20 protein-coding genes are annotated in these 21,976 nt (G+C 70.0%); 9 read left to right on the top strand and 11 right to left on the bottom strand.

From position 1 onward, the window contains the following. Positions 1-119 precede the first annotated feature (119 nt). The 7 genes from ABZT47_RS13460 to ABZT47_RS13490 all read right to left on the bottom strand — a co-directional run bounded on the left by ABZT47_RS13460 (position 120) and on the right by ABZT47_RS13490 (position 8,175). The gene (locus ABZT47_RS13460; protein ID WP_354840240.1) at positions 120-902 is read right to left on the bottom strand and encodes a succinate dehydrogenase/fumarate reductase iron-sulfur subunit; all 783 of its coding nucleotides are present in this window, start codon (positions 900-902) and stop codon (positions 120-122) included. Continuing rightward, on the bottom strand, positions 902-2,809 hold the full coding sequence (locus ABZT47_RS13465; RefSeq protein WP_354840242.1) for a fumarate reductase/succinate dehydrogenase flavoprotein subunit: 1,908 nt from the start codon (positions 2,807-2,809) through the stop codon (positions 902-904). The genes ABZT47_RS13460 and ABZT47_RS13465 overlap by 1 nt, the downstream gene beginning before the upstream one ends. Positions 2,810-2,818: 9 nt before the next feature. Next, positions 2,819-3,634, bottom strand: coding sequence for a hypothetical protein (locus tag ABZT47_RS13470; protein WP_354840245.1), 816 nt, complete (start codon positions 3,632-3,634; stop codon positions 2,819-2,821). A gap of 234 nt (positions 3,635-3,868) precedes the next feature. Continuing rightward, the gene (locus tag ABZT47_RS13475) at positions 3,869-4,318 is read right to left on the bottom strand and encodes a response regulator (RefSeq protein WP_354840248.1); all 450 of its coding nucleotides are present in this window, start codon (positions 4,316-4,318) and stop codon (positions 3,869-3,871) included. Further along, positions 4,311-5,888, bottom strand: coding sequence for an ATP-binding protein (locus tag ABZT47_RS13480; RefSeq protein WP_354840251.1), 1,578 nt, complete (start codon positions 5,886-5,888; stop codon positions 4,311-4,313). The genes ABZT47_RS13475 and ABZT47_RS13480 overlap by 8 nt, the downstream gene beginning before the upstream one ends. Further along, a complete protein-coding gene (locus ABZT47_RS13485) occupies positions 5,885-7,084 on the bottom strand; it encodes a SpoIIE family protein phosphatase (protein ID WP_354840253.1) in 1,200 nt (399 codons plus the stop codon). Before ABZT47_RS13485 ends, ABZT47_RS13480 begins: the two co-directional genes overlap by 4 nt. Before the next feature lie 152 nt (positions 7,085-7,236). After that, positions 7,237-8,175 carry a LysR substrate-binding domain-containing protein gene (locus tag ABZT47_RS13490; protein WP_354840256.1) on the bottom strand — a complete coding sequence of 313 codons (939 nt, stop codon included), beginning with the start codon at positions 8,173-8,175 and terminating at the stop codon, positions 7,237-7,239. Between the two features lie 188 nt (positions 8,176-8,363). Between ABZT47_RS13490 and ABZT47_RS13495 the strand changes: the two genes are divergently transcribed. From ABZT47_RS13495 to ABZT47_RS13505, 3 genes are read left to right on the top strand one after another with little or no spacing between them, the layout of a single operon-like run. Continuing rightward, entirely contained in the window at positions 8,364-9,140 is a 777-nt protein-coding gene (locus ABZT47_RS13495; protein WP_354840259.1) for a succinate dehydrogenase cytochrome b subunit, read from the top strand. Next, positions 9,137-11,062 (top strand): fumarate reductase/succinate dehydrogenase flavoprotein subunit, encoded by a 1,926-nt coding sequence (locus ABZT47_RS13500; protein WP_354840261.1) that lies wholly within the window; start codon positions 9,137-9,139, stop codon positions 11,060-11,062. Before ABZT47_RS13495 ends, ABZT47_RS13500 begins: the two co-directional genes overlap by 4 nt. 55 nt (positions 11,063-11,117) lie before the next feature. After that, positions 11,118-11,855: a succinate dehydrogenase/fumarate reductase iron-sulfur subunit gene (locus ABZT47_RS13505; protein WP_354840264.1), complete on the top strand. Its 738-nt coding sequence runs from the start codon at positions 11,118-11,120 to the stop codon at positions 11,853-11,855. A gap of 141 nt (positions 11,856-11,996) precedes the next feature. On the opposite strand, the gene ABZT47_RS13510 is transcribed toward ABZT47_RS13505, so the two are convergent. Beyond that, the gene (locus ABZT47_RS13510) at positions 11,997-12,785 is read right to left on the bottom strand and encodes a nucleotidyltransferase (protein ID WP_354840267.1); all 789 of its coding nucleotides are present in this window, start codon (positions 12,783-12,785) and stop codon (positions 11,997-11,999) included. Positions 12,786-12,902: 117 nt separating this feature from the next. Beyond that, the gene (locus tag ABZT47_RS13515; protein WP_354840270.1) at positions 12,903-13,640 is read right to left on the bottom strand and encodes a phosphotransferase; all 738 of its coding nucleotides are present in this window, start codon (positions 13,638-13,640) and stop codon (positions 12,903-12,905) included. A gap of 281 nt (positions 13,641-13,921) precedes the next feature. On the opposite strand from ABZT47_RS13515, the gene ABZT47_RS13520 reads away from it, so the two are divergent. The 4 genes from ABZT47_RS13520 (at position 13,922) to ABZT47_RS13535 (ending at position 17,369) form a co-directional block, all read left to right on the top strand. Further along, a complete protein-coding gene (locus ABZT47_RS13520; RefSeq protein ID WP_354840273.1) occupies positions 13,922-14,050 on the top strand; it encodes a hypothetical protein in 129 nt (42 codons plus the stop codon). Positions 14,051-14,681: 631 nt separating this feature from the next. Continuing rightward, complete coding sequence (locus tag ABZT47_RS13525) at positions 14,682-14,810, top strand: hypothetical protein (RefSeq protein ID WP_354840275.1); 129 nt, start codon at positions 14,682-14,684, stop codon at positions 14,808-14,810. Between the two features lie 630 nt (positions 14,811-15,440). Next, positions 15,441-16,805, top strand: a complete 1,365-nt coding sequence (locus tag ABZT47_RS13530; RefSeq protein ID WP_354840278.1) for an MFS transporter — start codon at positions 15,441-15,443, stop codon at positions 16,803-16,805. A gap of 438 nt (positions 16,806-17,243) precedes the next feature. Then, the gene (locus ABZT47_RS13535) at positions 17,244-17,369 is read left to right on the top strand and encodes a hypothetical protein (RefSeq protein WP_354840281.1); all 126 of its coding nucleotides are present in this window, start codon (positions 17,244-17,246) and stop codon (positions 17,367-17,369) included. A gap of 321 nt (positions 17,370-17,690) precedes the next feature. Here the strand turns inward: ABZT47_RS13535 and ABZT47_RS13540 are convergent, their stop codons facing one another. Further along, a complete protein-coding gene (locus tag ABZT47_RS13540) occupies positions 17,691-18,299 on the bottom strand; it encodes a TetR/AcrR family transcriptional regulator (RefSeq protein WP_354840284.1) in 609 nt (202 codons plus the stop codon). A 228-nt stretch (positions 18,300-18,527) separates the two neighbouring features. Here ABZT47_RS13540 and ABZT47_RS13545 point away from each other — a divergent pair, with 228 nt between their 5' ends. Next, the gene (locus tag ABZT47_RS13545) at positions 18,528-19,505 is read left to right on the top strand and encodes a zinc-binding dehydrogenase (protein WP_354840287.1); all 978 of its coding nucleotides are present in this window, start codon (positions 18,528-18,530) and stop codon (positions 19,503-19,505) included. Between the two features lie 716 nt (positions 19,506-20,221). Here ABZT47_RS13545 and ABZT47_RS13550 read toward each other — a convergent pair. Further along, on the bottom strand, positions 20,222-20,845 hold the full coding sequence (locus ABZT47_RS13550) for a helix-turn-helix domain-containing protein (RefSeq protein WP_354840294.1): 624 nt from the start codon (positions 20,843-20,845) through the stop codon (positions 20,222-20,224). Positions 20,846-20,958: 113 nt separating this feature from the next. Here ABZT47_RS13550 and ABZT47_RS13555 point away from each other — a divergent pair, with 113 nt between their 5' ends. Further along, on the top strand, positions 20,959-21,975 hold the full coding sequence (locus ABZT47_RS13555) for an aldo/keto reductase (RefSeq protein ID WP_354840297.1): 1,017 nt from the start codon (positions 20,959-20,961) through the stop codon (positions 21,973-21,975). Position 21,976: the final 1 nt, after the last annotated feature.

Here is a 21,976-nt window from a genome sequence, read left to right on the forward strand (position 1 = left end):
GCCGCAGGAAACCGACCGGCTTGATACAAGGCCGCCGGAAACCGGAACGGCCTGAGACGAGGCCGTCGGAAACGGACCAGCCCGAGACCGGCGGTCTCGGGCTGGGGGGTGGGCTGCGGTCAGCCGGTCTTGCCGGTGGTGGAACCGGACGCGCCGGAGCGCTTGAAGATCTTGTTGCCGAGCCAGACCAGCGGGTCGTACTTGCGGTCGACGACGCGCTCCTTCATCGGGATCAGCGCGTTGTCAGTGATCTTGATGTGCTCGGGGCAGACCTCGGTGCAGCACTTGGTGATGTTGCAGTAGCCGAGGCCGTGCTCCTCCTGCGCCGACTGCTTGCGGTCGGCCACGTCGTAGGGGTGCATGTCCAGCTCGGCGATGCGCATGAGGAACCGCGGGCCCGCGAAGGCCGCCTTGTTCTCCTCGTGGTCGCGGATCACGTGGCAGACGTTGTTGCACATGAAGCACTCGATGCACTTGCGGAACTCCTGGGACCGCTCGACATCGATCTGCTGCATGCGGTACTCGCCGGGCTCGACGCCCTGCGGCGGGGTGAACGACGGGATCTCCCGCGCCTTCTGGTAGTTGAACGACACGTCCGTGACCAGGTCCTTGATGACGGGGAAGGTCCGCATCGGGGTCACGGTGATCGTCTCGTCCTCCTCGAAGGTGGACATCCGCGTCATGCATCCCAGCCGGAGCCTGCCGTTGATCTCCATCGAGCAGGAGCCGCACTTGCCGGCCTTGCAGTTCCAGCGCACCGCCAGGTCGGGGGTCTGCGTGGCCTGGAGCCTGTGGATGACGTCGAGGACCACCTCGCCCTCGTTGACCTCGACGACGAAGTCCTCGAGCTTGCCCTCGCCGCCTTCGCCGCGCCAGATGCGGAACTTGGCCTTGTAACCCATCAGGACTCCTTAACGAGCGCGTCGTAGTCCGCCAGCTCCTCGGCGGTGACGTACTTACTGAGCTCCGCCCGGTCGAACAGTTGGATCAGGTCGTCGCGCATGGAGGGCTGATCGACCTCCTCGACGGTGACCTCGCCGTCGGGGGTGACCGCGCACCGCAGCAGCCGGCGGCGCCACTCGGCCGACATGGCGGGGAAGTCGTCGCGGGTGTGCCCGCCCCGGCTCTCCTCGCGGATCAGCGCCGCGCGCGCCACGCACTCCGACACCAGCAGCATGTTGCGCAGGTCGATGGCCAGGTGCCAGCCGGGGTTGTAGATGCGCCCGCCCGGCGCACCGGTGTTGGCCGCGCGCTCCTTGAGCTTCTCGACGACCTCCAGGGCCTCCTTGACCTCCTCGGCCTTGCGGATGATGCCGACGAGCTCGTTCATGGTGCGCTGAAGCTCGTGGTGCACCTCGTAGGGGTTCTCCCCGCCGGTCCGCGAGAGGGGGGCCACGGCCTCGATCTCGGCGCTCTTCATCGTCTCGGCCGGGGTGACCGGCCGGGCGGCGAGGCCGTCGATGTACTCGGCGGCGCCGGCGCCGGCGCGGCGTCCGAACACCAGCAGGTCCGACAGCGAGTTGCCGCCGAGCCGGTTGGAGCCGTGCATGCCGCCGGAGACCTCGCCGGCCGCGAACAGGCCGGGCACCGAGGAGGCGCCGGTGTCGGCGTCGACCTCCACGCCGCCCATGATGTAGTGGCAGGTCGGGCCCACTTCCATCGGCTCGGCGGTGATGTCGACGTCGGCGAGCTCCTTGAACTGGTGGTGCATCGAGGGCAGCCGCTTGATGATCTCGGCGGCGGGCAGGCGGCTCGACACGTCCAGGAACACCCCGCCGTGCGGGGAGTTGCGTCCCGCCTTGACCTCGGAGTTGATCGCGCGGGCGACCTCGTCACGGGGCAGCAGCTCCGGAGGGCGGCGGTTGTTCGCCTGGTCGTCGTACCAGCGGTCGGCCTCCTCCTCGGTGGTGGCGTACTTGTCCTTGAACACCTCGGGGATGTAGTCGAACATGAACCGCTTGCCCTCGGAGTTGCGCAGCACCCCGCCGTCGCCGCGCACGGACTCGGTGACGAGGATGCCGCGCACCGACGGCGGCCACACCATGCCGGTCGGGTGGAACTGGATGAACTCCATGTTGATCAGCTTGGCCCCGGCGAGCAGCGCGAGCGCGTGCCCGTCGCCGGTGTACTCCCAGGAGTTGGAGGTCACCACGTAGGACTTGCCGATGCCGCCGGTGGCCAGGACCACCGCGGGGGCGTCGAAGCAGATCAGCCGGCCGGTCTCGCGCCAGTAGCCGAAGGCGCCGCTGATGGCGGCCTCAGGACCGGGGCCGTCCTTCAGCAACTGGGTGATCGTGCACTCGGCGAAGACCTTGATGTAGGCCTCGGGGTCGCCGTGCAGCTTCTCGTCCTCCTGCTGGAGGGCGACGACGCGCTGCTGGAGGGTGCGGATCAGCTCCAGGCCGGTGCGGTCGCCGACGTGGGCCAGGCGCGGGTACTCGTGGCCGCCGAAGTTGCGCTGGCTGATCTTGCCGTCCTTGGTGCGGTCGAACAGCGCGCCCCAGGCCTCCAGCTCCCAGACCCGGTCGGGGGCCTCCTTGGCGTGCAGTTCGGCCATGCGCCAGTTGTTGAGGAACTTCCCGCCGCGCATGGTGTCACGGAAGTGCACCATCCAGTTGTCGGCCGGATTGACGTTTCCCATGGCCGCCGCGGCCCCGCCCTCGGCCATGACCGTGTGGGCCTTGCCGAACAGGGACTTGCAGACGATGGCCGTTCGCTTGCCCTGCTGCCGGGCCTCGATCGCCGCCCGCAGGCCCGCGCCGCCCGCTCCGATGACGACGACGTCGTATTCGTGACGCTCGATATCCACTGGTGTTCCTTACGCGAACGGGAAGTTGACGATGCCCTTGGCGACGAGCCGCACGTAGAGGTCGGCGATCATGACCGAGTACATGGAGAGCCAGGCCAGAAGCATGTGCCGCCGGTTCAGCTTGGAGACGAAGGTCCACATCTTGTAGCGCACCGGGTGCTTGGAGAAGTGGTTGAGTCGCCCGGCCGTGATGTGCCGGCAGGAGTGGCAGCTCAAGGTGTACGACCAGATCAGCACCACGTTGACCCACAGGATGACCGTGCCGAGGCCCACATGGCCCCAGTTGCCGTTCTCGTCCCGCAGGGCCAGCACCGCGTCCCAGGTGAGCACCAGGGCGATGAGGATCGCGCCGTAGAAGAAGTACCGGTGGATGTTCTGCAGGATCAGCGGAAGGCGGGTCTCACCGGTGTACTTCTTGTGCGGCTCGGCCACCGAGCAGGCGGGCGGCGAGAGCCAGAACGCGCGGTAGTAACCCTTGCGGTAGTAGTAACAGGTGAGACGGAAACCGGCCGGCAGGCCGAGGATCAGAATGCCGGGCGGCAGCGTCCACCAGTCGCCGAACGGCGCGAGCCCGAGGAACCGCGCGCCCTCAGGGCAGGAGGTCGCGAGGCAGGGCGACGAGAAAGGGGCGATGTAGGGCTCGATGAAGTAACTTTTATCGAAGATCGCCCAAAAGCCGTAGACGAGGAATGACGCGAGCGCCGCGAAGGTGATGGCCGGTGCGAGCCACCATCGGTCCGTGCGCAGGGTGCGGGCCGTGATCTGGGCCCGCTGCTTCCTCTGCCCCGGTTCGTTGATCGGCCGGCCGGCCGTTGTCTGGGTCATCGGAGAACTCTCCACCTCCCGCGGACCCCTCTGGTGTCAAAGGTGAGGGTCCGAGGCTTTCACGTAGGGCTGGATGCCGCGCGCGTCGTGGTTCGCGCCGGTCGCACAGCCGCGCGCGGGCCGGTGGGGCTCTACGTTACGACCCTGGGTACCCCGCGTGTGAGAAGGGTCACTCACTTTTTCGGCCGACCTCGTGTGATTCCTGTCACGTCCCTGTCACCCCCGTGTCAGGGCCTACAGACGTTGACCGTTCTTTGGCAGTTTCACGACCGACACGAAGAAATCGTCGATCTGACGGACCACTTTGATGAACTGGTCGAAGTCGACCGGCTTGGCCACGTAGGCGTTGGCGTGCAGGTGGTAACTGCGCAGGATGTCCTCCTCGGCCTCGGAGGTCGTGAGCACCACCACGGGGATGCTCCGCAGGGCGGCGTCGGCCTTGATGTCCTCCAGCACCTCTCTGCCGTCCTTGCGGGGCAGGTTGAGGTCGAGGAGGATCAGGTCGGGCCGCGGCGCGTCGAAGTAGGGGTCCTCCTGGCGCAGGAAGGCCATGGCCTGCTCGCCGTCGCTGACGACGTGCAGCTTGTTCTGCACCTTGTTGTGCTCGAACGCCTCCTTGGTCAGCAGGACGTCTCCAGGGTCGTCCTCGACGAGCAGGACGTCGATGAAGCGGTAGTCATCCATGCTGATCTCCAGTGATCGCGGGCAGGGTCCAGCGGAACGTGGTGCCGGGGTTGCCGGGGTCTGGCTCGTCCAGCCAGATCTTGCCGCCGTGGTACTCGACGATCTTCCTGCACAGTGCCAGGCCGATGCCGGTTCCGGGATACACGTCCCGTGGGTGCAAGCGCTGAAATATCAGGAAGATCCGATCAGCGTACTTGCTGTCGATGCCTATGCCGTTGTCCGCGCAGGCGAACTCCCACATGTCACCCTCCTGCCGGGCGGAGATGTGGATGTGCGGCGTCCGTTCCGAACGGAACTTCAAGGCATTGCCAATGAGGTTCTGCAGGAGCTGGGTGAGCAGCACGCGATCCCCGAACACCGTGGGCATCGGGTCGTGCGTGACGACGGCGTCGGTGTCCTCGATCTTCGCCGAGACGTTGCCCACGGCGGTGTCCAGCACCTTCTCCATGTCCGTCGGGGCCTTCTCGCCGCCCACCCGGCCCACACGGGAAAGGTTCAGCAGATCGTTGATGAGGAGTTGCATACGCTTGGCGCCGTCGACGGCGAAGGTGACGTACTGCTTGGCCCGCTCGTCGAGCTGGTGGCCGTACCGCTGCTCCAGCATCTGGGTGAAGCTCGCCACCTTGCGCAGCGGCTCCTGAAGGTCGTGGCTGGCCACGTAGGCGAACTGCTCCAGCTCGGCGTTGGAGCGGCGCAGCTCGGCCGCCTGGTCCGACAGCAGCCGCTGGGCCTCGGCGGCGCGGCGCCACTCGCGCAGCATGCGCCCGCGCATGGCGTCCACGCGGCCCGACAGCTCGGCCAGCTCGGCCGGCCGGCGCACCTGGAGCTGGTGCTCGAAGTCGCCCTGCGCCACCGCCCGCACCTGGTGGGTGAGCTGGGAGATCGGCCGCAGCACGATGTACCGGACGATGAGCGTGAAGGCCACCGCCGCGCCGACGAAGACCAGGCCTATCACGAGGAGCACGAGGTAGAAGGTCTTCCAGCCCGCCTCGATGCGCGCGCTGCCGACGTCGTGCAGGTCGCCGAGACGGTCCTGCTGCGCCGACAGGGCCGCGCGCACGGCGCCGAAGCGCAGGGTGTTGACGGCGGCGTAGGTGGTCGCGGTGCCGGTCTTCAGCGTGGGCACCTTGGCGATGACGACGTCGGCGTAGTCGCGCCGCCACGCGGCCGAGGCGACGGTGAGCCGGTCGAAGCCGGCGCGGACACCCGGGTCGGCCATGCGGGTCACCAGGGCGGCGAGCCGGGCGGTGGCGGCCGCCTCGGCCTGCAGACCCTGCCGGTAGTCGCGCAGGTACTGCTCTTCGTTGGTGCGCCCGAAGGCGCGGATGGAGCTCTCCTGCGTCGACAGGGCCGTGGAGATCTCCAGGGTGTGCAGGACGGCCGGGTCGATCACGTCGACGACCGACACGCGGGCGACCCGCAGGCGCTCGACGGTCATGACCGTGACGGCGGACCCGAGGGCGAAGGCCAGCGCCACGAGCATCCCGGTTATGGCGAACCACCGCCCGAGGGGCAGGCGCCCGACCCCGCTCGGCGGTGCGGGGGCGGGGAGGGGCGCCAGGTCGGTCATGGCGGGGGCCTGCGGCCGACCAGCACGGCCGCCAGATCGTCGCTGAGCGCGTCCCTGTGCATCTCCTGGACCGAGGTGATGATGCGGTCGAGGTCGATCTCGCCCTGCTCGCGGATGAGGCGGATGAGCCCCTCGGTGCCGAGCAGGTCGGGCCCGCCGCCCACCGTCGCCTCGATCAGGCCGTCGGTGTAGAGCAGCATCGACCAGTCGTCGCCGAGGTCGAGGTCGATCGTGGCCCAGTCGACGTCGGTGAAGATGCCGAGCGGAGGACCGGAGGGTGTGTCGGGCACGACGTCGAGGACGCCGCCGTCGACCCCGCCGCGCACCCACACGGGGGGCGGGTGTCCGACGACGTGGAGCTTGGCGGTGCGCAGGCCGGGGTCGATGGTGACCGTGCACATGGTGGTGAAGATCTCAGGGGACTTGCGTTCGTTGCGCAGGACGGCTTCCAGGGTCGTCAGCAACTCGGTGCCCGTGTGGCCGGCCAGCACGAGCGTGCGCCAGGCGATGCGCAGCGCGACGCCGAGCGCCGCCTCGTCCGGACCGTGGCCGCACACGTCTCCGATGACCACGTGCACCGCCCCGTCGGGGGTCTGGACGGTGTCCCAGAAGTCGCCCGCCAGCAGGGCCTGGCGGCGTCCGGGCAGGTAGCGGGCCTGGTGTTGCAGCCCGTCACGCGCCAGCTCGGGCTTGAGCATGGGGACGGGCAGCAGGCCGTGCTCCAGGCGGGCGTTCTCGCGGCTGAGGTGCTGGGCGTCGGCGAGCTTGCGCTGTGCGAGGTCGGCGCGCTTGCGCTCGATGGCGTAGCTGATGGCGCGGGCCAGCAGGCGCTCGTCGACGTCCTGCTTGACCAGGTAGTCCTGCGCGCCCACGGCGACGGCCTCGACGCCGACGTGGGCGTCGTTGAGCCCGGTGAGCACCAGCACGGCGGTGTCCGGTGCCATCGTGATCACCTGGCGGAGGGCCTCGAGGCCGGTGGCGTCGGGCAGCGACAGGTCGACCACCACGCACTGGACCTCGTCGGTGAGCCGGTCGCGGCTCTCGGCGAGGCTGCGCGCCCAAATGATCTTAGGAGGCGTCGCCGCACCGGCGAGCAGCTCCTCGACGAGGAACGCGTCTCCCGCGTCGTCCTCGATGAGGAGGATCGTCTGCATCTCGTGGGGCGCCGCCGGCGTGCCGGGCGAGAGCGCGGTCACTGCTTCCTCTTGTGACGTGATGACTGACCTTGCCTGTTGCCCTGCACCATATAGCGAAAGACGTTCTGACGCATGGAAGTGAAAAACCCTGACTTGGGGGTCCGAATAGGAAATGAAACGCCGTGCACGTACCGATCTGTAACCCCCACGCGTTACACGGCCGGCAGCTCGGCGAGCACCACGCCCTGCGGCAGCGACCCCTCCTCCGCGGCTTGCGACAGATAAGAGAGCAGCGTAGCGCGGAAGGCCTGAGCCGCCCGGGTCGGTTCGACGTCTTTGCGGTGAGCGAGCGCTATCGTGCGGCCGAGCCCCGGCGGCGCGAGCGGGGTGCCGGTCAGGCCCGGACGCCCGTCCAGCACCATCGAAGGCACCACGGCGACGCCCAGCCCGGCCTCCACGAAGCGCAGCACGGCGTCCATCTCGCCGCCCTCGACGGCGAACCGCGGCTCGAACCCCGCCTGGCGGCAGGCGTTCAGGGTCGCCTCTCGAAGGTCGTAGCCGCGCCGGAACATCACCAGCGGACGGCCGCGCAGCTCCTCGATGCGGACGTAGGCCCTGCGGCCCGTGGAGCCGGACGGAGAGGCGACGACGAGGTTCTCCTTGAGGATCTCCTGCGTCACCAGGGACGGGTCGCTGCTCTGCAGCGGCAGGATGATCAGCGCGAGGTCGAGCTGGCCCCGGGCGAGGTCGCGGACCAGGTCGCGCGAGCCGCCCTCCTCCACCAGCAGGTCGATGCCGGGATAGTCGCCGTGGAAGCGGGCCAGCGCGTCGGCCAGCAGCCCGGCGCACAGGGACGGGGTCGCCCCCAGGCGCACCCGGCCGCGGCGCAGCCCGGCCAGTTCGGCGACCTCGCGGCGGGCGGTGTCGGCGTCGGCCAGCATGCGGCGGGCCAGGGGCAGCAGCGCCTCGCCGGCCGGGGTCAGCGTCACGTTGCCCCGGGCGCGGCTGAACAGGGCGGCCCCGAGGTCGGCCTCCAGGGACTTGATCTGCTTGCTGAGGGAGGGCTGGGCGAGGCGCATGCGCTCCGCCGCGTGCGTGAAGTGCGAGGTCTCGGCCACAGCCACGAAGGACGCGAGTTGCTGTAGCTGCACGTCTCACAGCGTACGGGGACGGCTCCGACATCTCCCAGGTCGGCCCGCCCGCTGTGAGATTGCTCGCATCGGCGCCGCGCGCCCGGACCCACCGTGCCCGGCGAGCCATGGGGGATAGCGCCTGGCTATGGAGACCAGGCGTTTCATGACTTGGACGCCTGGAGGCCCCATCTCTACCGTCGGAAGACGTGACATCGACGATAGACCGAGGCGCCGCCACCGCTGTGGTGACGCCGCGCACCTCGCCCCCCAGGTCCTCCAAGCGCCCCGGCGCGCGCCATGGGCGGCGGCAGGGCTTCCTGCGCTCGTCCAACGGCAAGAAGGCCGTCATGGCCGTCAGCGGCGCCGTGCTGGTGCTCTTCCTCATCGGTCACATGATCGGCAACGCCAAGCTGTTCCTCGGCAGGGACACCTTCAACTCCTACGCCGAGTGGCTGCGCACCGTCGGCGAGCCGGCCCTGCCGGCCCGCACCGTGCTGACCCTCACCGAGATCGTGCTCGCCGCCGCCGTCGTGCTGCACATGTGGGCGGCGGTCTCGCTGGCCCGCCGCGCGGCCAAGGCGCGGCCGGTCAAGTACGCGGCGAAGCGGAAGTCGCAGGCCGGCGGCTACGTCGTGCGCACCATGCGCTACGGCGGCGTCATCATCGTGCTGTTCGTCGTCTGGCACCTGCTCGACCTGACCTTCGGCGTGGTCAACCCCAAGGGCTTCGCCGCCACCCCGTACGACCGCGTGATCGCGGGCTTCGACCCCTCGCGCTGGTGGGTGACCGCCTTCTACGTCGTCGCCCTGATCATGATCGGACTGCACCTGCGCCACGGCCTGTGGAGCGCCTTCCAGACCCTGGGCCTGGCCGGCGGACGCAGCCGGCACCCGCTCAACGCCGGCGCGGCCGTGCTCGCCGCCGTGCTGGTCCTCGGCTTCCTCGCCGTCCCCATCGCCGTGACGATCGGAGCAGTCAAGTGAACTACACGATCGGCGACCCGATCCGTGACACCAAGGCCCCAGAAGGCCCCATCGAGGACCGCTGGGACAAGCGGCGCTTCTCCGCCAAACTGGTCAACCCGGCCAACAAGCGCAAGCTCACGGTAATCGTCGTCGGCACCGGCCTTGCGGGCGGATCCGCCGCCGCGACGCTCGGCGAGCTGGGGTACAAGGTCAAGTCGTTCTGCTACCAGGACTCGCCCCGCCGCGCCCACTCGATCGCCGCCCAGGGCGGGATCAACGCGGCCAAGAACTACCGCGGCGACGGCGACTCGATCTACCGGCTGTTCTACGACACCGTCAAGGGCGGCGACTTCCGCGCCCGCGAGTCCAACGTCTACCGGCTCGCCCAGGTCAGCGTGAACATCATCGACCAGGCGGTCGCCCAGGGCGTGCCGTTCGCCCGCGAGTACGGCGGCCTGCTCGACACCCGCTCCTTCGGCGGCGCGCAGGTGTCGCGCACCTTCTACGCGCGGGGCCAGACGGGCCAGCAGCTCCTGCTCGGCGCCTACCAGGCGCTGGAGCGGCAGATCGCCGCCGGGACCGTCGAGATGCACACCCGCCACGAGATGCTCGACCTGGTCGTCAGCGACGGCCGGGCCCGCGGCGTCATCGTCCGCGACCTGGTCACCGGCGAGATCGAGACCCACCTCGCCGACGCCGTCGTGCTGGCCACCGGCGGGTACGGCAACGTGTTCTTCCTGTCCACCAACGCCAAGGGCTGCAACACCACGGCGATCTGGCGGGCCCACCGGCGCGGCGCCTACTTCGGCAACCCGTGCTACACCCAGATCCACCCCACCTGCATCCCGGTCAGCGGCGACTACCAGTCCAAGCTGACGCTCATGTCGGAGTCGCTGCGCAACGACGGCCGGGTGTGGGTGCCGGTGCGCAAGGGCGACGACCGGGCGCCGGGGGACATCCCGGAAGACGAGCGCGACTACTACCTGGAGCGGATCTATCCCGCTTTCGGCAACCTGGTGCCGCGCGACATCGCCTCCCGCGCCGCCAAGAACGTCTGTGACGAGGGCCGCGGCGTCGGACCGGGCGGGCTCGGCGTGTACCTCGACTTCGCCGACGCGATCGGCCGGCTGGGCCGCGAGGCCGTCGAGAAGAAGTACGGCAACCTCTTCGAGATGTACGAGCGCATCACCGGCGAGGACCCCTACACCCGGCCCATGCGCATCTACCCGGCCGTCCACTACACCATGGGCGGCCTGTGGGTGGACTACGACCTGCAGTCCACCGTCCCCGGCCTGTTCGTGATCGGCGAGGCCAACTTCTCCGACCACGGCGCCAACCGGCTCGGCGCCTCCGCGCTGATGCAGGGGCTCGCCGACGGCTACTTCGTCCTGCCGACCACGCTCGGCGACTACCTGGCAGGCGGCCCCTTCGGCGAGGTGGCCAAGGCCGACGTCGACGAGGCGATCGGCCAGGTCACCGGCAAGATCGGCCGTCTGCTGTCGGTCGACGGCACCCGCACCGCCGACTCCTACCACCGCGAGCTGGGCAAGCTCATGTGGGACTACTGCGGCATGGAGCGCACCGAGGAGAGCCTGCGCAAGGCCCTTGAGCGCATTCCTGAGCTGCGCGAGGAGTTCTGGAACAACGTCAAGGTCCCCGGCGAGGGGGAGGGCCTCAACCAGGCGCTGGAACGGGCCGGGCGGGTCGCCGACTTCTTCGACCTGGCCGAGCTGATGTGCCTGGACGCCCTGCACCGCACCGAGTCCTGCGGCGGCCACTTCCGCGCCGAGTCGCAGACCGAGGACGGCGAGGCGCTGCGCGACGACGAGGGCTTCGCGTACGTGGCGGCGTGGGAGTACGGCGCCGGCGGCACGCCGGTGCTGCACAAGGAAGAGCTCGACTACGAGTACGTCAAGATGACCCAGCGGAGCTACAAGTGAGCGCGGTCACGCGTCCTGAGCCCCGCCCTGCGACCGAGGAACGGTAAGCGGAACCATGAACCTCACCCTGAAGGTCTGGCGGCAGAACGGCCCCGCCGACAGCGGACGGATGGTGACTTATCAGGTCACAGACGTGTCGCCGGACATGTCCTTCCTGGAGATGCTGGACGTCCTCAACGAGCGGCTCATCCTCGAAGGCGACGACCCCGTCGCGTTCGACCACGACTGCCGCGAAGGCATCTGCGGCATGTGCGGCATGGTCATCAACGGCGTCGCCCACGGCGAGCAGCGCGCCACGACCACCTGCCAGCTCCACATGCGCCACTTCGAGGACGGCGCCACCGTCACAATCGAGCCGTGGCGCGCCGCGCCGTTCCCCGTGGTCAAGGACCTGGTCGTCGACCGGAGCTCCTTCGACCGCATCATCCAGGCCGGCGGCTTCATCTCCGTGCCCGCGGGCTCGGCGCCGGACGCGCACAGCGTCCCGGTGAAGAAGGACGACGCCGACTCGGCCTTCGACGCCGCCACCTGCATCGGCTGCGGCGCCTGCGTGGCCGCCTGCCCCAACGGCTCGGCCTCGCTGTTCACCGCGGCCAAGATCACCCACCTCGGCCTGCTCCCGCAGGGGCAGCCAGAACGCGACTCCCGCGTCGTGGCGATGGTCGACCAGATGGACCTCGAAGGCTTCGGCGGCTGCACCAACACCGGCGAATGCACCGCGGTCTGCCCCAAGGGCATCAGCCTCGACGCCATCGCCCAAATGAACCGCGACTACCTCAAAGCCGCCAAGTAACCACCCTCCACCCCCCGGGCAAAGGCCCTCACCTCCGCGCCCGGGGGGCGCTCCGGCTCGGGCCGTGTCTCCCAGGCGGCTCCGCCGCCATCGAGAGGCTCCGCCCCTCGAGCTCCCTACCGAAGGCGCCGTGGTACGCCTCTACCGCTCGCGCTGGGGATGGCCGCGCCGGAAATCGTGTGCGGACACCGTGCGGTCGATGGCGGGGGCGAGGTAGTCGAGGGTCAGGGTGGCACGGCGGGTGCGCCATTCCGGGGAGGCCGGGGCGGGCGCGGGCGTCTCGTAGCGACGTCGCCTGATGTCGTCGACGACCTCGGCCGGGGCGCCGAGCCGGGTGAGCACGTCCAAGGCCTCCCACTTGGTGATCAGGCGCCCCTCGCGCAGGGTCACCGTCGCTCTGGCCAGGGTCAGCAGGCTGAGATCGACCCAGATGTCCTCCTGGTACTCCTCGGGGAACTCCAGGGACGGACGCCAGTAGCCCGCCAGGTCGCCGGCGATGAAGCCCTTCAGCTCCTCGTCGGTCACCGGCGGCAGGACCGACGCCGGGGTGGGACCGTGGATGACCAGCCCGAACTCGTGCAGCTCGCGCCTGGTCACCGGCGTGACGGGGCGGTGAAACAGCTCCTGGTGAGCCCAGGTGAGATGGTCCTGCCCCGGATCGGCCGCCTCAGGGACGGCGACATAGCTGCAGTGCAGCTTCGCGGCGAGGGGCAGGTCTCTCTCCAGGCGCTCATGCGCCTCCTTGACAGCCCTTTCCTCCTCCGCCGTGCACGGCCGGGCGACGACGGCGATCAAGTCCAGGTCGCTGCGTCCGGGCTGGTAGTCACCGCCCCCCAGCGACCCGTGCGCCCATAACGCGACCAACGGCAGAGACGGCCGTACGGCGCTGAGGAACCGATCGAGAAGGACACGGGTGGCGTCATCTGTCATAAGGCACAGTCTGCGTCCGTCCGATGCGCCGTGACCTTCCTGCCGTGGGGCGGGTCGTCAGAGAAAGGCGGCGGGGCCGTAGAGGTCGGCGAGGGTGACGTTCGCGGTCGGGCGGTCTCAGGGCTGGGATCTCAGCACGTCTACCTCGCAGCCTGGGGAGAATGGGTCGAAGCCGTGTTCGGTCAGCCAGCGGATCGCCAGCAGGCTTCGCAGCGACCACCACGCGCGGATCACGTCGAGGTCGACGTCGGTGCCGTAGCCGGCAAGGACGTCGCCAAGGTGCTCGTGGTGTCCGAGCGTCAGGATGGCGAGGTCGAACAGGGCGTCACCCCGGCTCGCCTCGGACCAGTCGATCACGCCGGTGATCTCGTCGCCGTCGGCGAACACATGGCTGACCTGCAGGTCGCCGTGTGTGAACACCGGTGCCCACGGCCGGAGCGCGGCCTCGGCGATCCGGCGGTTGCGCGTCACCAGGCCGGTGGGAAGGACGTCGTTCGCGACCAGCCACTCGCATTCGCCGTCGAGGCGTGACGCGATCTCGGCAAGGCTCCGGCCGGGCCATGGCGGCAGTGGCGCGTCGTGCAGCTTCCGCGCGGCGGCACCCGCCGCGGCCCACGCCGCCGGCGACGCGGTCGACGGCTCGCCGAGGTGGCCGAGCGCCTTCCCGGGGAGGGCGGCGAGCGCGAGCACGGGCGGCTTGCGCCACAGGACCTCCGGAGTCGGGATCGGCGCCATGGCCATCGCCTCGACCTCGACGTCGGTGCGCGTCTGATCGGCGTCGATCTTCAGGAACACGCCGCCGACGCGCAGGGTCGCGCGCTCGTCATGGGCGACGACGACCTCGACCTCATCCACGTCGGCCATTATCGCGGAACGCCGCAGCACAATCCTGGTAATGATGTACCCGACCGGGTGGTGGTGCATTGCCCCAGGTCGCGACGGGGGTGAGGCCGGGCGGGGCGGTGTCTTCGCGTGGTCTGGCCGTCGGGCATGGGGAAGCACGAGCGGAGGGTGGCAGGAAGCGGTCAGGGGCGTGCAGCTTGCTGCCGTCGAATTGTCTGTTCTGAGGGCTTGCCGTGCCGGAGAGTTGTTTGTGCAAGGACACGAACAAAAGCCCTCCAGAAAAGAGACACGAAATGACCGCCACCGCTTTCTCCGCCGCCACCGTCACCCGTTCCGCCGGCACCACCTGGGACTCGTACTCGCGCACCGCGGGCACCACCTGGGACGGTTACTCCCGCGCCGCCGGCACCACCTGGGACTAGGCTGAGAAAATCCTCACGGCGGATTCCATCCCATTGTTTCGCGACCGGAAGCCGATACTTCCTGGAGATCCGTCTCCGGAACCGGCGCAAGTGAAAAGAGATAACAGACCGACCCGCCCGTGAGGGCCCCGTCCCCGATCACCGATTCCATTGGATCGGCGGGACGACGAAGACGATTCGCGCCGCACATTCCCCGATCTCCGGGACGAGCTCCGATGACAGGCCGACGCCTCGCGCGTCCACCGGCCCGCCGGACGGACCGCCGCACCGCGGCCCGGCGACACACCCGGCTCCTCCCGCCTCTCCTCGTCTCTCTCCGTTCTTCCGCGTCTTTCCACGTCTTCCGTCAGGCATCTTCTTCTCCTGTGCCCGAGGCACACCTGCCTGGACGCCGTGTGGTCACGGCCGCGCAGGCCGAGGGTGGCGAGCGTGCCATGGAGGTCTTCGGCGGCGTGCCGCCGGTGTCCTGGGCGGTGAGCACGCGAGGTCGGCACGACGTGCTCGCGGTGGCAGGAAGCGGTCAGGGGCGTGCAGCTTGCTGCCGTCGGATTGTCTGTTCCGGGGGCTTGCGATGGCGGAGAGTTGTTCGTGTAAGGACGAACACGAAAGCCCTCCAGAAAAGAGAAACGAAATGACCTCCACCGCTTTCTCCGCCGCCACCGCCGCCCGTTCCGCCGGCACCACCTGGGACTCGTACTCGCGCACCGCGGGCACCACCTGGGACGGTTACTCCCGCGCCGCCGGCACCACCTGGGACTGAGAAACCTTGTTCGAGATAAGAATCACAGACCACCGAGTAACGTCCGATCAAGACGGCGGAACGCCCCGCTGAGAGATGAACAGCACGACCGGCCGACCAGAATCGTCACCCTCCGCCTAGCGGGCCTGACGGAGTCGCCGGAGGAAATGTCGAAAGCGCAGCACATTTCCCGCGATCTCCGGCCTTTCATCCTGATATTTCCCAGGTTCTTTTCCGGGATCCGCTCCAGGACGGCTGACCCGCTCGCCGGGCCACACGCCACCCTCCGCTCTCCGGGGCCTCCAGGGCTTCCCGCGCCTCACCGAGTGCGGTGACCGCGGACGTGTACCGGGCCGCCCGCCGTACAACGGCGCCGGATTCACCGTCCCCCTCTCGCCGATCCGGCGCCGGAAAAGACCGCCGAGAGCGGGCGAAGAATCCCCTCCGGCGAAGGCAGGGGTCAGCGCCCCGGCATCCGGTGAAGGGCGCCTTGGTGTGCTGTGCCTGTCCGGGGTGATTCGGTAGCATTGCACCGCTTCATCCCCCCTGGTGGCCTCGATTCATCCGCCGATGGCACCAACCGCGTCCGCGACCTGCGCGGTCGTCCGGGGCTGTCCGCGCCGAGTGCTGTCATCTGGGGGATTCGTGGCCATGCCTCGCGGCACGCGCCGAGCGTCGGTCGTGCTGGCGTACGTCGCCTTCGTGTACGTCGGCGTCAGCGCCGGCGTCGGGGGCGTACTGCTGCCATCGCAGATCGCCGACTACCGCGTGGACAACGCCACGATCGGGATCACGTTCTTCACCTTCTCCGCCGGCTTCATGCTCGCCGGGACCACGGCCGGCGCGCTGATCCAGCGTCTCGGCATCCGCATGACCCTCGCCGTGGGCTGCGGCGCGTCCGTGCTGGCCGCGCTGTACACGGCGACCCTCCCGCCGTTCGTGGCGCTCGTGGCGGTGCAGGTGGTCGCCGGATACGGCATCGGCATCCTGGAGGCGGCGCTCAACACCTACCTCACCAGGCTGCCCAGGGCCACGACGCTGCTGAACCGCCTGCACGCCTTCTTCGGCGTCGGAGCGCTGCTCGGGCCGCTGCTGGCCGCGTGGATCCTCACCCTTGCGCCGTGGACGGCCGTGTGGCTGGCGCTGGCCCTGCTCGCCCTGCCGCTGCTGGCCGGCTTCCTCGCGATCTACCCCAGGGACGACGTCCCGGCCCGCGGCGGCCGGAGTGCTCGTGACGAGACTCCACGTGATGAGACACACGGTGATCTGAGCCCCCACGTCGCGGATGCCGGCTCGGCGGTCGCCCACGGCTTCCAGGCCGTGGATTCCGGCTCGGCCGCCGGCGGCGGCGTCCAGGCCCCGGGTACCGGCTCGGCCGCTTCCCAAGGGGCGGAGCCGGGCGGGCGCGGGCTGCTGGTCAGTGCCCTGCGATCGCCCGCGGTGCTGCTGGCGTCCGCGCTCCTGGCCGTCTACGTCGGCCTGGAGCTCGGTGTCGGCAACTGGGGGTTCACCTACCTCGTCGAGGAGCAGGCGCAGCCGAGCCTGATGGCCGGGTACACCATCAGCGGGTACTGGCTGGGCCTCACGCTGGGCCGGTTCCTCATCAGCCCCGCCGCCGCCCGCGTCGGGCTCGGGCCCGCCGGCATGCTCTACGCGTGCCTGACCGGCGTCACGGCGTCCGCCGTGCTGACCTGGCTGGCGCCGGTGCCCGCCGTGGCCGCCGCCGGGTTCGTCCTGCTCGGCTTCTTCCTCGGGCCGATCTTCCCCACGATCATGGCGATGGTGCCGAGGCTGACCGCCGCGCGCCTGGTGCCCACGGTCATCGGGGTCACGAACGGCGTGTCGCTCATGGGCGGAGCCGTGTTCCCCTGGCTGGCGGGCACGGTCGCCCAGCAGGTCGGAATGTGGACCCTGATGCTCTTCGCCGTGGTCCTCGGCGTGCTGCAACTCGTCATGTGGCGCTCGGTCGTCAGGCGAATGTCCGCGGAGCCCGTTCCCGACGTGGCACACATTTAAGGCGCCAATGAGATTTGGTGTTCGGTCCCGTTTCCCTGCTATGGCGTGGCATTCGTATTCGTGCTTCGAGGAAAGCCGCGGGGGCGGTCACGCCCGCGCGGCCGGCGTCTTCCGGGGGCTGAGAACGCCCCGCTGATCCGCGGCCGGCCGCCGGGCCGGCTCCGTGGTGGACGGACGGGTCCGCCCTATCGAGCGGACCGCCGCCGCCTCCGCGGCACGCCCGTCGGAAAGCCACCCGCACGGCCGCCGCCCGGCACTCCTCACACCATCGCTGACCTGGGAATATGTCGCGCATAGCCGTCGCGTGCGAACCGTGGCAGGAAGTGGTCAGGGGCGTGCAGCTTGCTGTCGCCGTTTCGTCTGTTCCGAGGGCGCGGAATGCCGGAGAGTTGTTCTCACAAGGACAGAACAGAACAACTCAGAGAAAAGAGATTCGAAATGACCGCCACCGTTTTCTCCGCCACCGCCACCCGTTCCGCCGGCACCACCTGGGACTCGTACTCGCGCACCGCGGGCACCACCTGGGACGGTTACTCCCGCGCCGCCGGCACCACCTGGGACTGAAAATCAGAAAGCCCGATCCGACGACATCGAATTGAACCCGACCGCACGAACCATCGACGAAAGACCGATCTGAAGAGCACCATCCGGCCGACAGAGAACGTCGGGCGCGCGATCGCCGCCCTCGACGCCATCGGCCGAGCAGGACACCAACGAAGCCTGCGGGTGTCAGCGCCACCGCCGCGGCAATCCCACCGGTCCGGCCGGCGTACCCCATGAGATCCCCCTCGCCTCCCTCGGCGTTCGAGCACGCCCAAAAGGCATCAGCCGACGCACGAGGTGAACCGTGGCGCCATGTGCGGCATGGGACCGGTCACCGCCGGGTCAGGGCCGTGGGGGAGAGAGCAGCAAGCCGTCGGCCAGGGCGCGCAGGGACTCGGCCAGGCGCGCGGCCTCGCCCCTCTCCAGCAGTTGCAGCACCGGATCGCTGTGCAGGCCGGCGAGTAGCAGGTGCGCCAGGAGCTCGGCGTCCAGATCGGGCCGCTCCGCGGCGATCAGCGCGCTGACGTGTCCGTGCCAGAACCGGTAGACCGGGTGGTCCTCTCGCCGCTGCGCCTCCTCCGGCTTCGGCGTCGCGCTGACCGCGTGCCCGAGCGCGGCCAGCAGCCCCTTGTTGCGTCCGGCGACTTCGACGACGGCGTCCATGAAGGCGAGCAGCCGCTCGCGCGGCGGCGCCCCCGGCCCCAGGGGCGGCGGGTCGTTCTGCACCGCCTCACGCAAGGCCAGGGCGCGTTCCTGCATCAGCGCCACCATCAAGCCCATGCGGTTGCCGAACCGGTGGAACACCGTCCCCTTGCCGACGCCGGCCGCGGCGGCCACCTGCTCGATGGTGATCTGCTCGGGCCGGCGGCGCGTCAGCAGTTCCTCGGTCGCCCGCAGAATCGCGCGCCGGTTGCGCGCGGCGTCGGCGCGCTCATGACGGCCGTCGGTCATCGGCTCCTCTTCCGTTCAGGCTCCAGCCCCTCGTCCGGACGTGCCGGCGGCTTCGCCCGGATCCCGATCGTCGCATCCCGGCTTCTTCCGCCGGACATCCTGGCGGCTCGCGCCCGCGAGGGTCCCGCTCGGCGCCCTTCCTTCGCTGAACGGACAACTGGACCAGCGGTCCACTTCGGTGTTAACTTGACCGGCAGTCCAGTTCATCGCGACTCCCAGGAGTGCTTCATGCGCCGAATCCGCTACTACGAGCACGGCGGCCCCGAGGTCCTGACCATGGAGGAGGTGGAGGTCCCGGTTCCCGGCGGCGAGCAGGTGCTCATCCGGGCCGAGGCCGTCGGGGCGAACTTCGTGGACACCGTGTTCCGCCGCGGCCCGGCCGCCGGGTCCCCTTTCCAGCGTCCCCTGCCCGGCCTGCTCACCGGGGATGTCGTGGGCACCGTCGAGGCCGTCGGCCCCGGCGTCGACCCCGGACTCGTGGGACGCCGCGTCGCCGCACTGGTGGCCGAGGACGCGTTCGCCGACCACGTCGTGACGGACGCCCGGTGGCTCGCCGAGGTGCCTCCGGGGCTCGATGACGGCGCGGCGAGCGTGCTGCCCATGGCCGCCCCGGTGGCGCTGCGCGTCCTGCGTGCCGGCCGGCTCGCGCCCGGCGAGACCGTGCTGGTGCACGCCGCCGCGGGCGGCATCGGGCATCTGGCCGTCCAACTCGCCAGGCTGCTCGGCGCGGGACGGGTCATCGGCACCGCGGGCTCGCCGGACAAGCTGGAGTTCGTCCGCGAGCAGGGCGCCGACGTCGCCATCGACTACACCGACGACACCTGGCCCGACCAGGTGCGGAAGGCGGCGCCCGACGGCGTGGACGTCGTGCTCGACTCCGTCGGCGGCGGTGTCCTGCGCAGCGGCCTGGACCTGCTGGCGCCCTTCGGCCGGCTCGTCGTCTACGGGGCCGCGAGCCGTGAGCTGTCGGAGATCCCGGTCGCCGGTCTGTTCGCGCTGCGATCCGTCACGGGATTCTCCCTGCTGGCCTGGCGGGCGGCCGACCCGGTGCGGGCGCGCGAGGAGATGGAGGAACTCGCCGGTCACTTCACGGCCGGGCGGTTGCGCGCCGTCGTCCACGCCCGGCTGCCGCTGACCGAGGCGTCCGCGGCGCACCGGCTGCTGGAGGAACGGGCGCACCGCGGCCGCGTCCTGCTGCTGCCCTGAGCCCGCCCGCGTTTCGCCGTCCCACGCCCGGGTAGTCGGAGGGGCCATCTCGCCGTCGTGCGGGCGCTCGCCGCGCCTGTACGGCCGGTGGGCCGGCGTCTCTACTCGCGCGGCATGGGTGTGGAGAGGTGATATGGCGCGGAGCGTGGCAGGAAGTGGTCGCGGGCGCGCAGCTTGCTGCCGCCGGATCGTCTGTATCGAGGGCTTGGAATGCCGGAGAGTTGTTCGTGCAAGGACGAACGACAAGCCCTCCAGAAAAGAGACAGAGAAATGACCGGCACCGCTTTCTCGGCCCGTTCCGCCGGCACCACCTGGGACGCGTTCTCGCGCACCGCGGGCACCACCTGGGACGGTCACTCCCGCGCCGCCGGCACCACCTGGGACTGACCGGCGGAGCCAAGGATAATCCACAGAGGAACCGAAAGCCAGAACAAGCCCGGAACGACGACGCGGGCGCACGGAAAGACAATGGAACCGCCCTCCGCCCGGCGGAACGAAAGCGGAGAACCCCGATAAGCATCGCACGCGCGGTCAGCGCCGCCGCGCCGGCGGCATCCGATTTCCCGGCCCGCGGGAAAATACCGGGCCTCGGATATTCGAGCGCAGCACATTCGACGCCACCTCGAGGGCGACGCCACTTCCAGGGCGGCGCCGCGCCTGCCTCCGCTCCACAGATCTCTCACCCCGCCCACCGGCGCAGCGCACGCGCATGGCCTCTACGGCGCCGGGTGCGCGCCCTGTTCGCCCTCCGGGACATCTCGCCGTACGCGCGGGCGGAAGCCGTCGAACAGGACCGCGAGGGCCCGGGGGGCCACGTGGGCCTGCCACTGGCCGCGTTCCACGGCCGTGCACGCGGCGGCCAGGAGGGCGAGGAGCTCGGGCATGCGCAGGTCGTCGCGGACGGCGCCCTCCCGCTGGGCGCGGGTCAGCATGGTCTCGATGAGGGCGCGCATGTCGCGGGCGATGTCGGACGTGCCGTCCTTGACGTCGACGCCCGCGCCGGTGAGCGCGTCCGACAGCGTCCGCTTCTCCGCCGACACCTCGACGATGCGGGTCAGGAACCCGAAGAACGCCCGCGCGATGTCGCCGGCGGCGAGCAGGGTCTCCCCTTCGGTGACGAGCTTGCGCAGCCGGTCGGCGATGATCGCCTGGTAGAGGGCTTCCTGGGTCGGGAAGTGCCGGTAGATGGTGCCGAGCCCCACTCCGGCCTCCTCGGCGACGGCTCGCATGGAGGCGGACAGCCCGTCGCGGGCCAGCACCGTCTCGGCGGCCTCCAGCACGCGCGCGCGGTTGCGCCGCGCGTCCGTGCGCAGGGGCCTGCCGGCCGCGTCCTCGGTCATCTCCGCTCCACCGCCATCTCGTTGACATCCGGAACAGGCGTTCCGTATGGTGTCCGACCATAAGCGGAACAACTGTTCCGATCCTAGCCTCGCGGGGAAGTCGGAGAGCACGGATGACGACGTACACGACGATGGGCCGTTCGGGCCTGAAGGTCTCCCGGGCCTGCCTGGGGACCATGAACTTCGGCGACACAGGGGTGGCGAGCTGCGACGAGAGGGAGGCGGCCCGCATCGTCGACGCCTTCGTGGACGCCGGCGGCACCTTCATCGACACGGCAGGCAACTACTCGGGCGGACAGTCCGAGGAGATCGTCGGCCGGGCCGTCAAGGGCAGGCGCGACTCGGTCGTCATCGCCACCAAGGCGTTCTTCCCGCAGGGACCCGGCCCCAACGACCGGGGGCTGTCACGCGTCCACCTCACCAGGGCGCTGGAGGCCAGCTTGCGCCGGCTCGGCACCGACTACGTCGACCTCTACCAGTGCCACGCCTGGGACGCCGACACGCCGATCGAGGAGACCATGGCGACGCTGGACGGCTTCGTCCGCTCGGGCAAGGTCAGGTACATCGGGTGCTCCAACTTCACGGCCGGCCAGATCGTGGAGGCGCAGTGGGCGGCCCAGCGGGTCGGGGGCACGCCGCTGGTCAGTCTCCAGCCCCAGTACTCGCTGATCAGGCGGGTCATCGAGGCCGAGATCCTGCCCGCCTGCGAACGGCACGGACTGGGCGCCCTGGTGTGGTCGCCGCTCGGCGGCGGCGTCCTGACCGGCCGGTACGCCGGCGGGACCGCGCCCGACCGCGACAGCCGGATCGGCCGGTTGCTCGCCTTCCCCGGCGCCGCGGGGCGTGCCTGGGCCGACGACCTGCTGAACCCGCGGACGCTCGCCGTCGCCGCCGAGGTGGGGAAGGTGGCGGACGAGCTCGGCGCCACGTCGGCCGCCGTCGCGCTCGCCTGGGTGCGGGCGCGCGCCGGGGTGACATCGGTGATCATCGGTCCGCGTACCGTCGCCCACCTGGAGGGCAGCATGGCCGGGTTCGCCCTCGACCTGCCGGAGGAGGCGGCGGCCCGGCTGGACGAGGTCTCGTGGACCGGCGACCTCACCCCTGTCACGGGCATGCTCGCCGCCGGCTGAT

It is taken from the genome of Sphaerisporangium sp. NPDC005289 (assembly GCF_040607455.1).
GTDB lineage: Bacteria > Actinomycetota > Actinomycetes > Streptosporangiales > Streptosporangiaceae > Sphaerisporangium > Sphaerisporangium rhizosphaerae.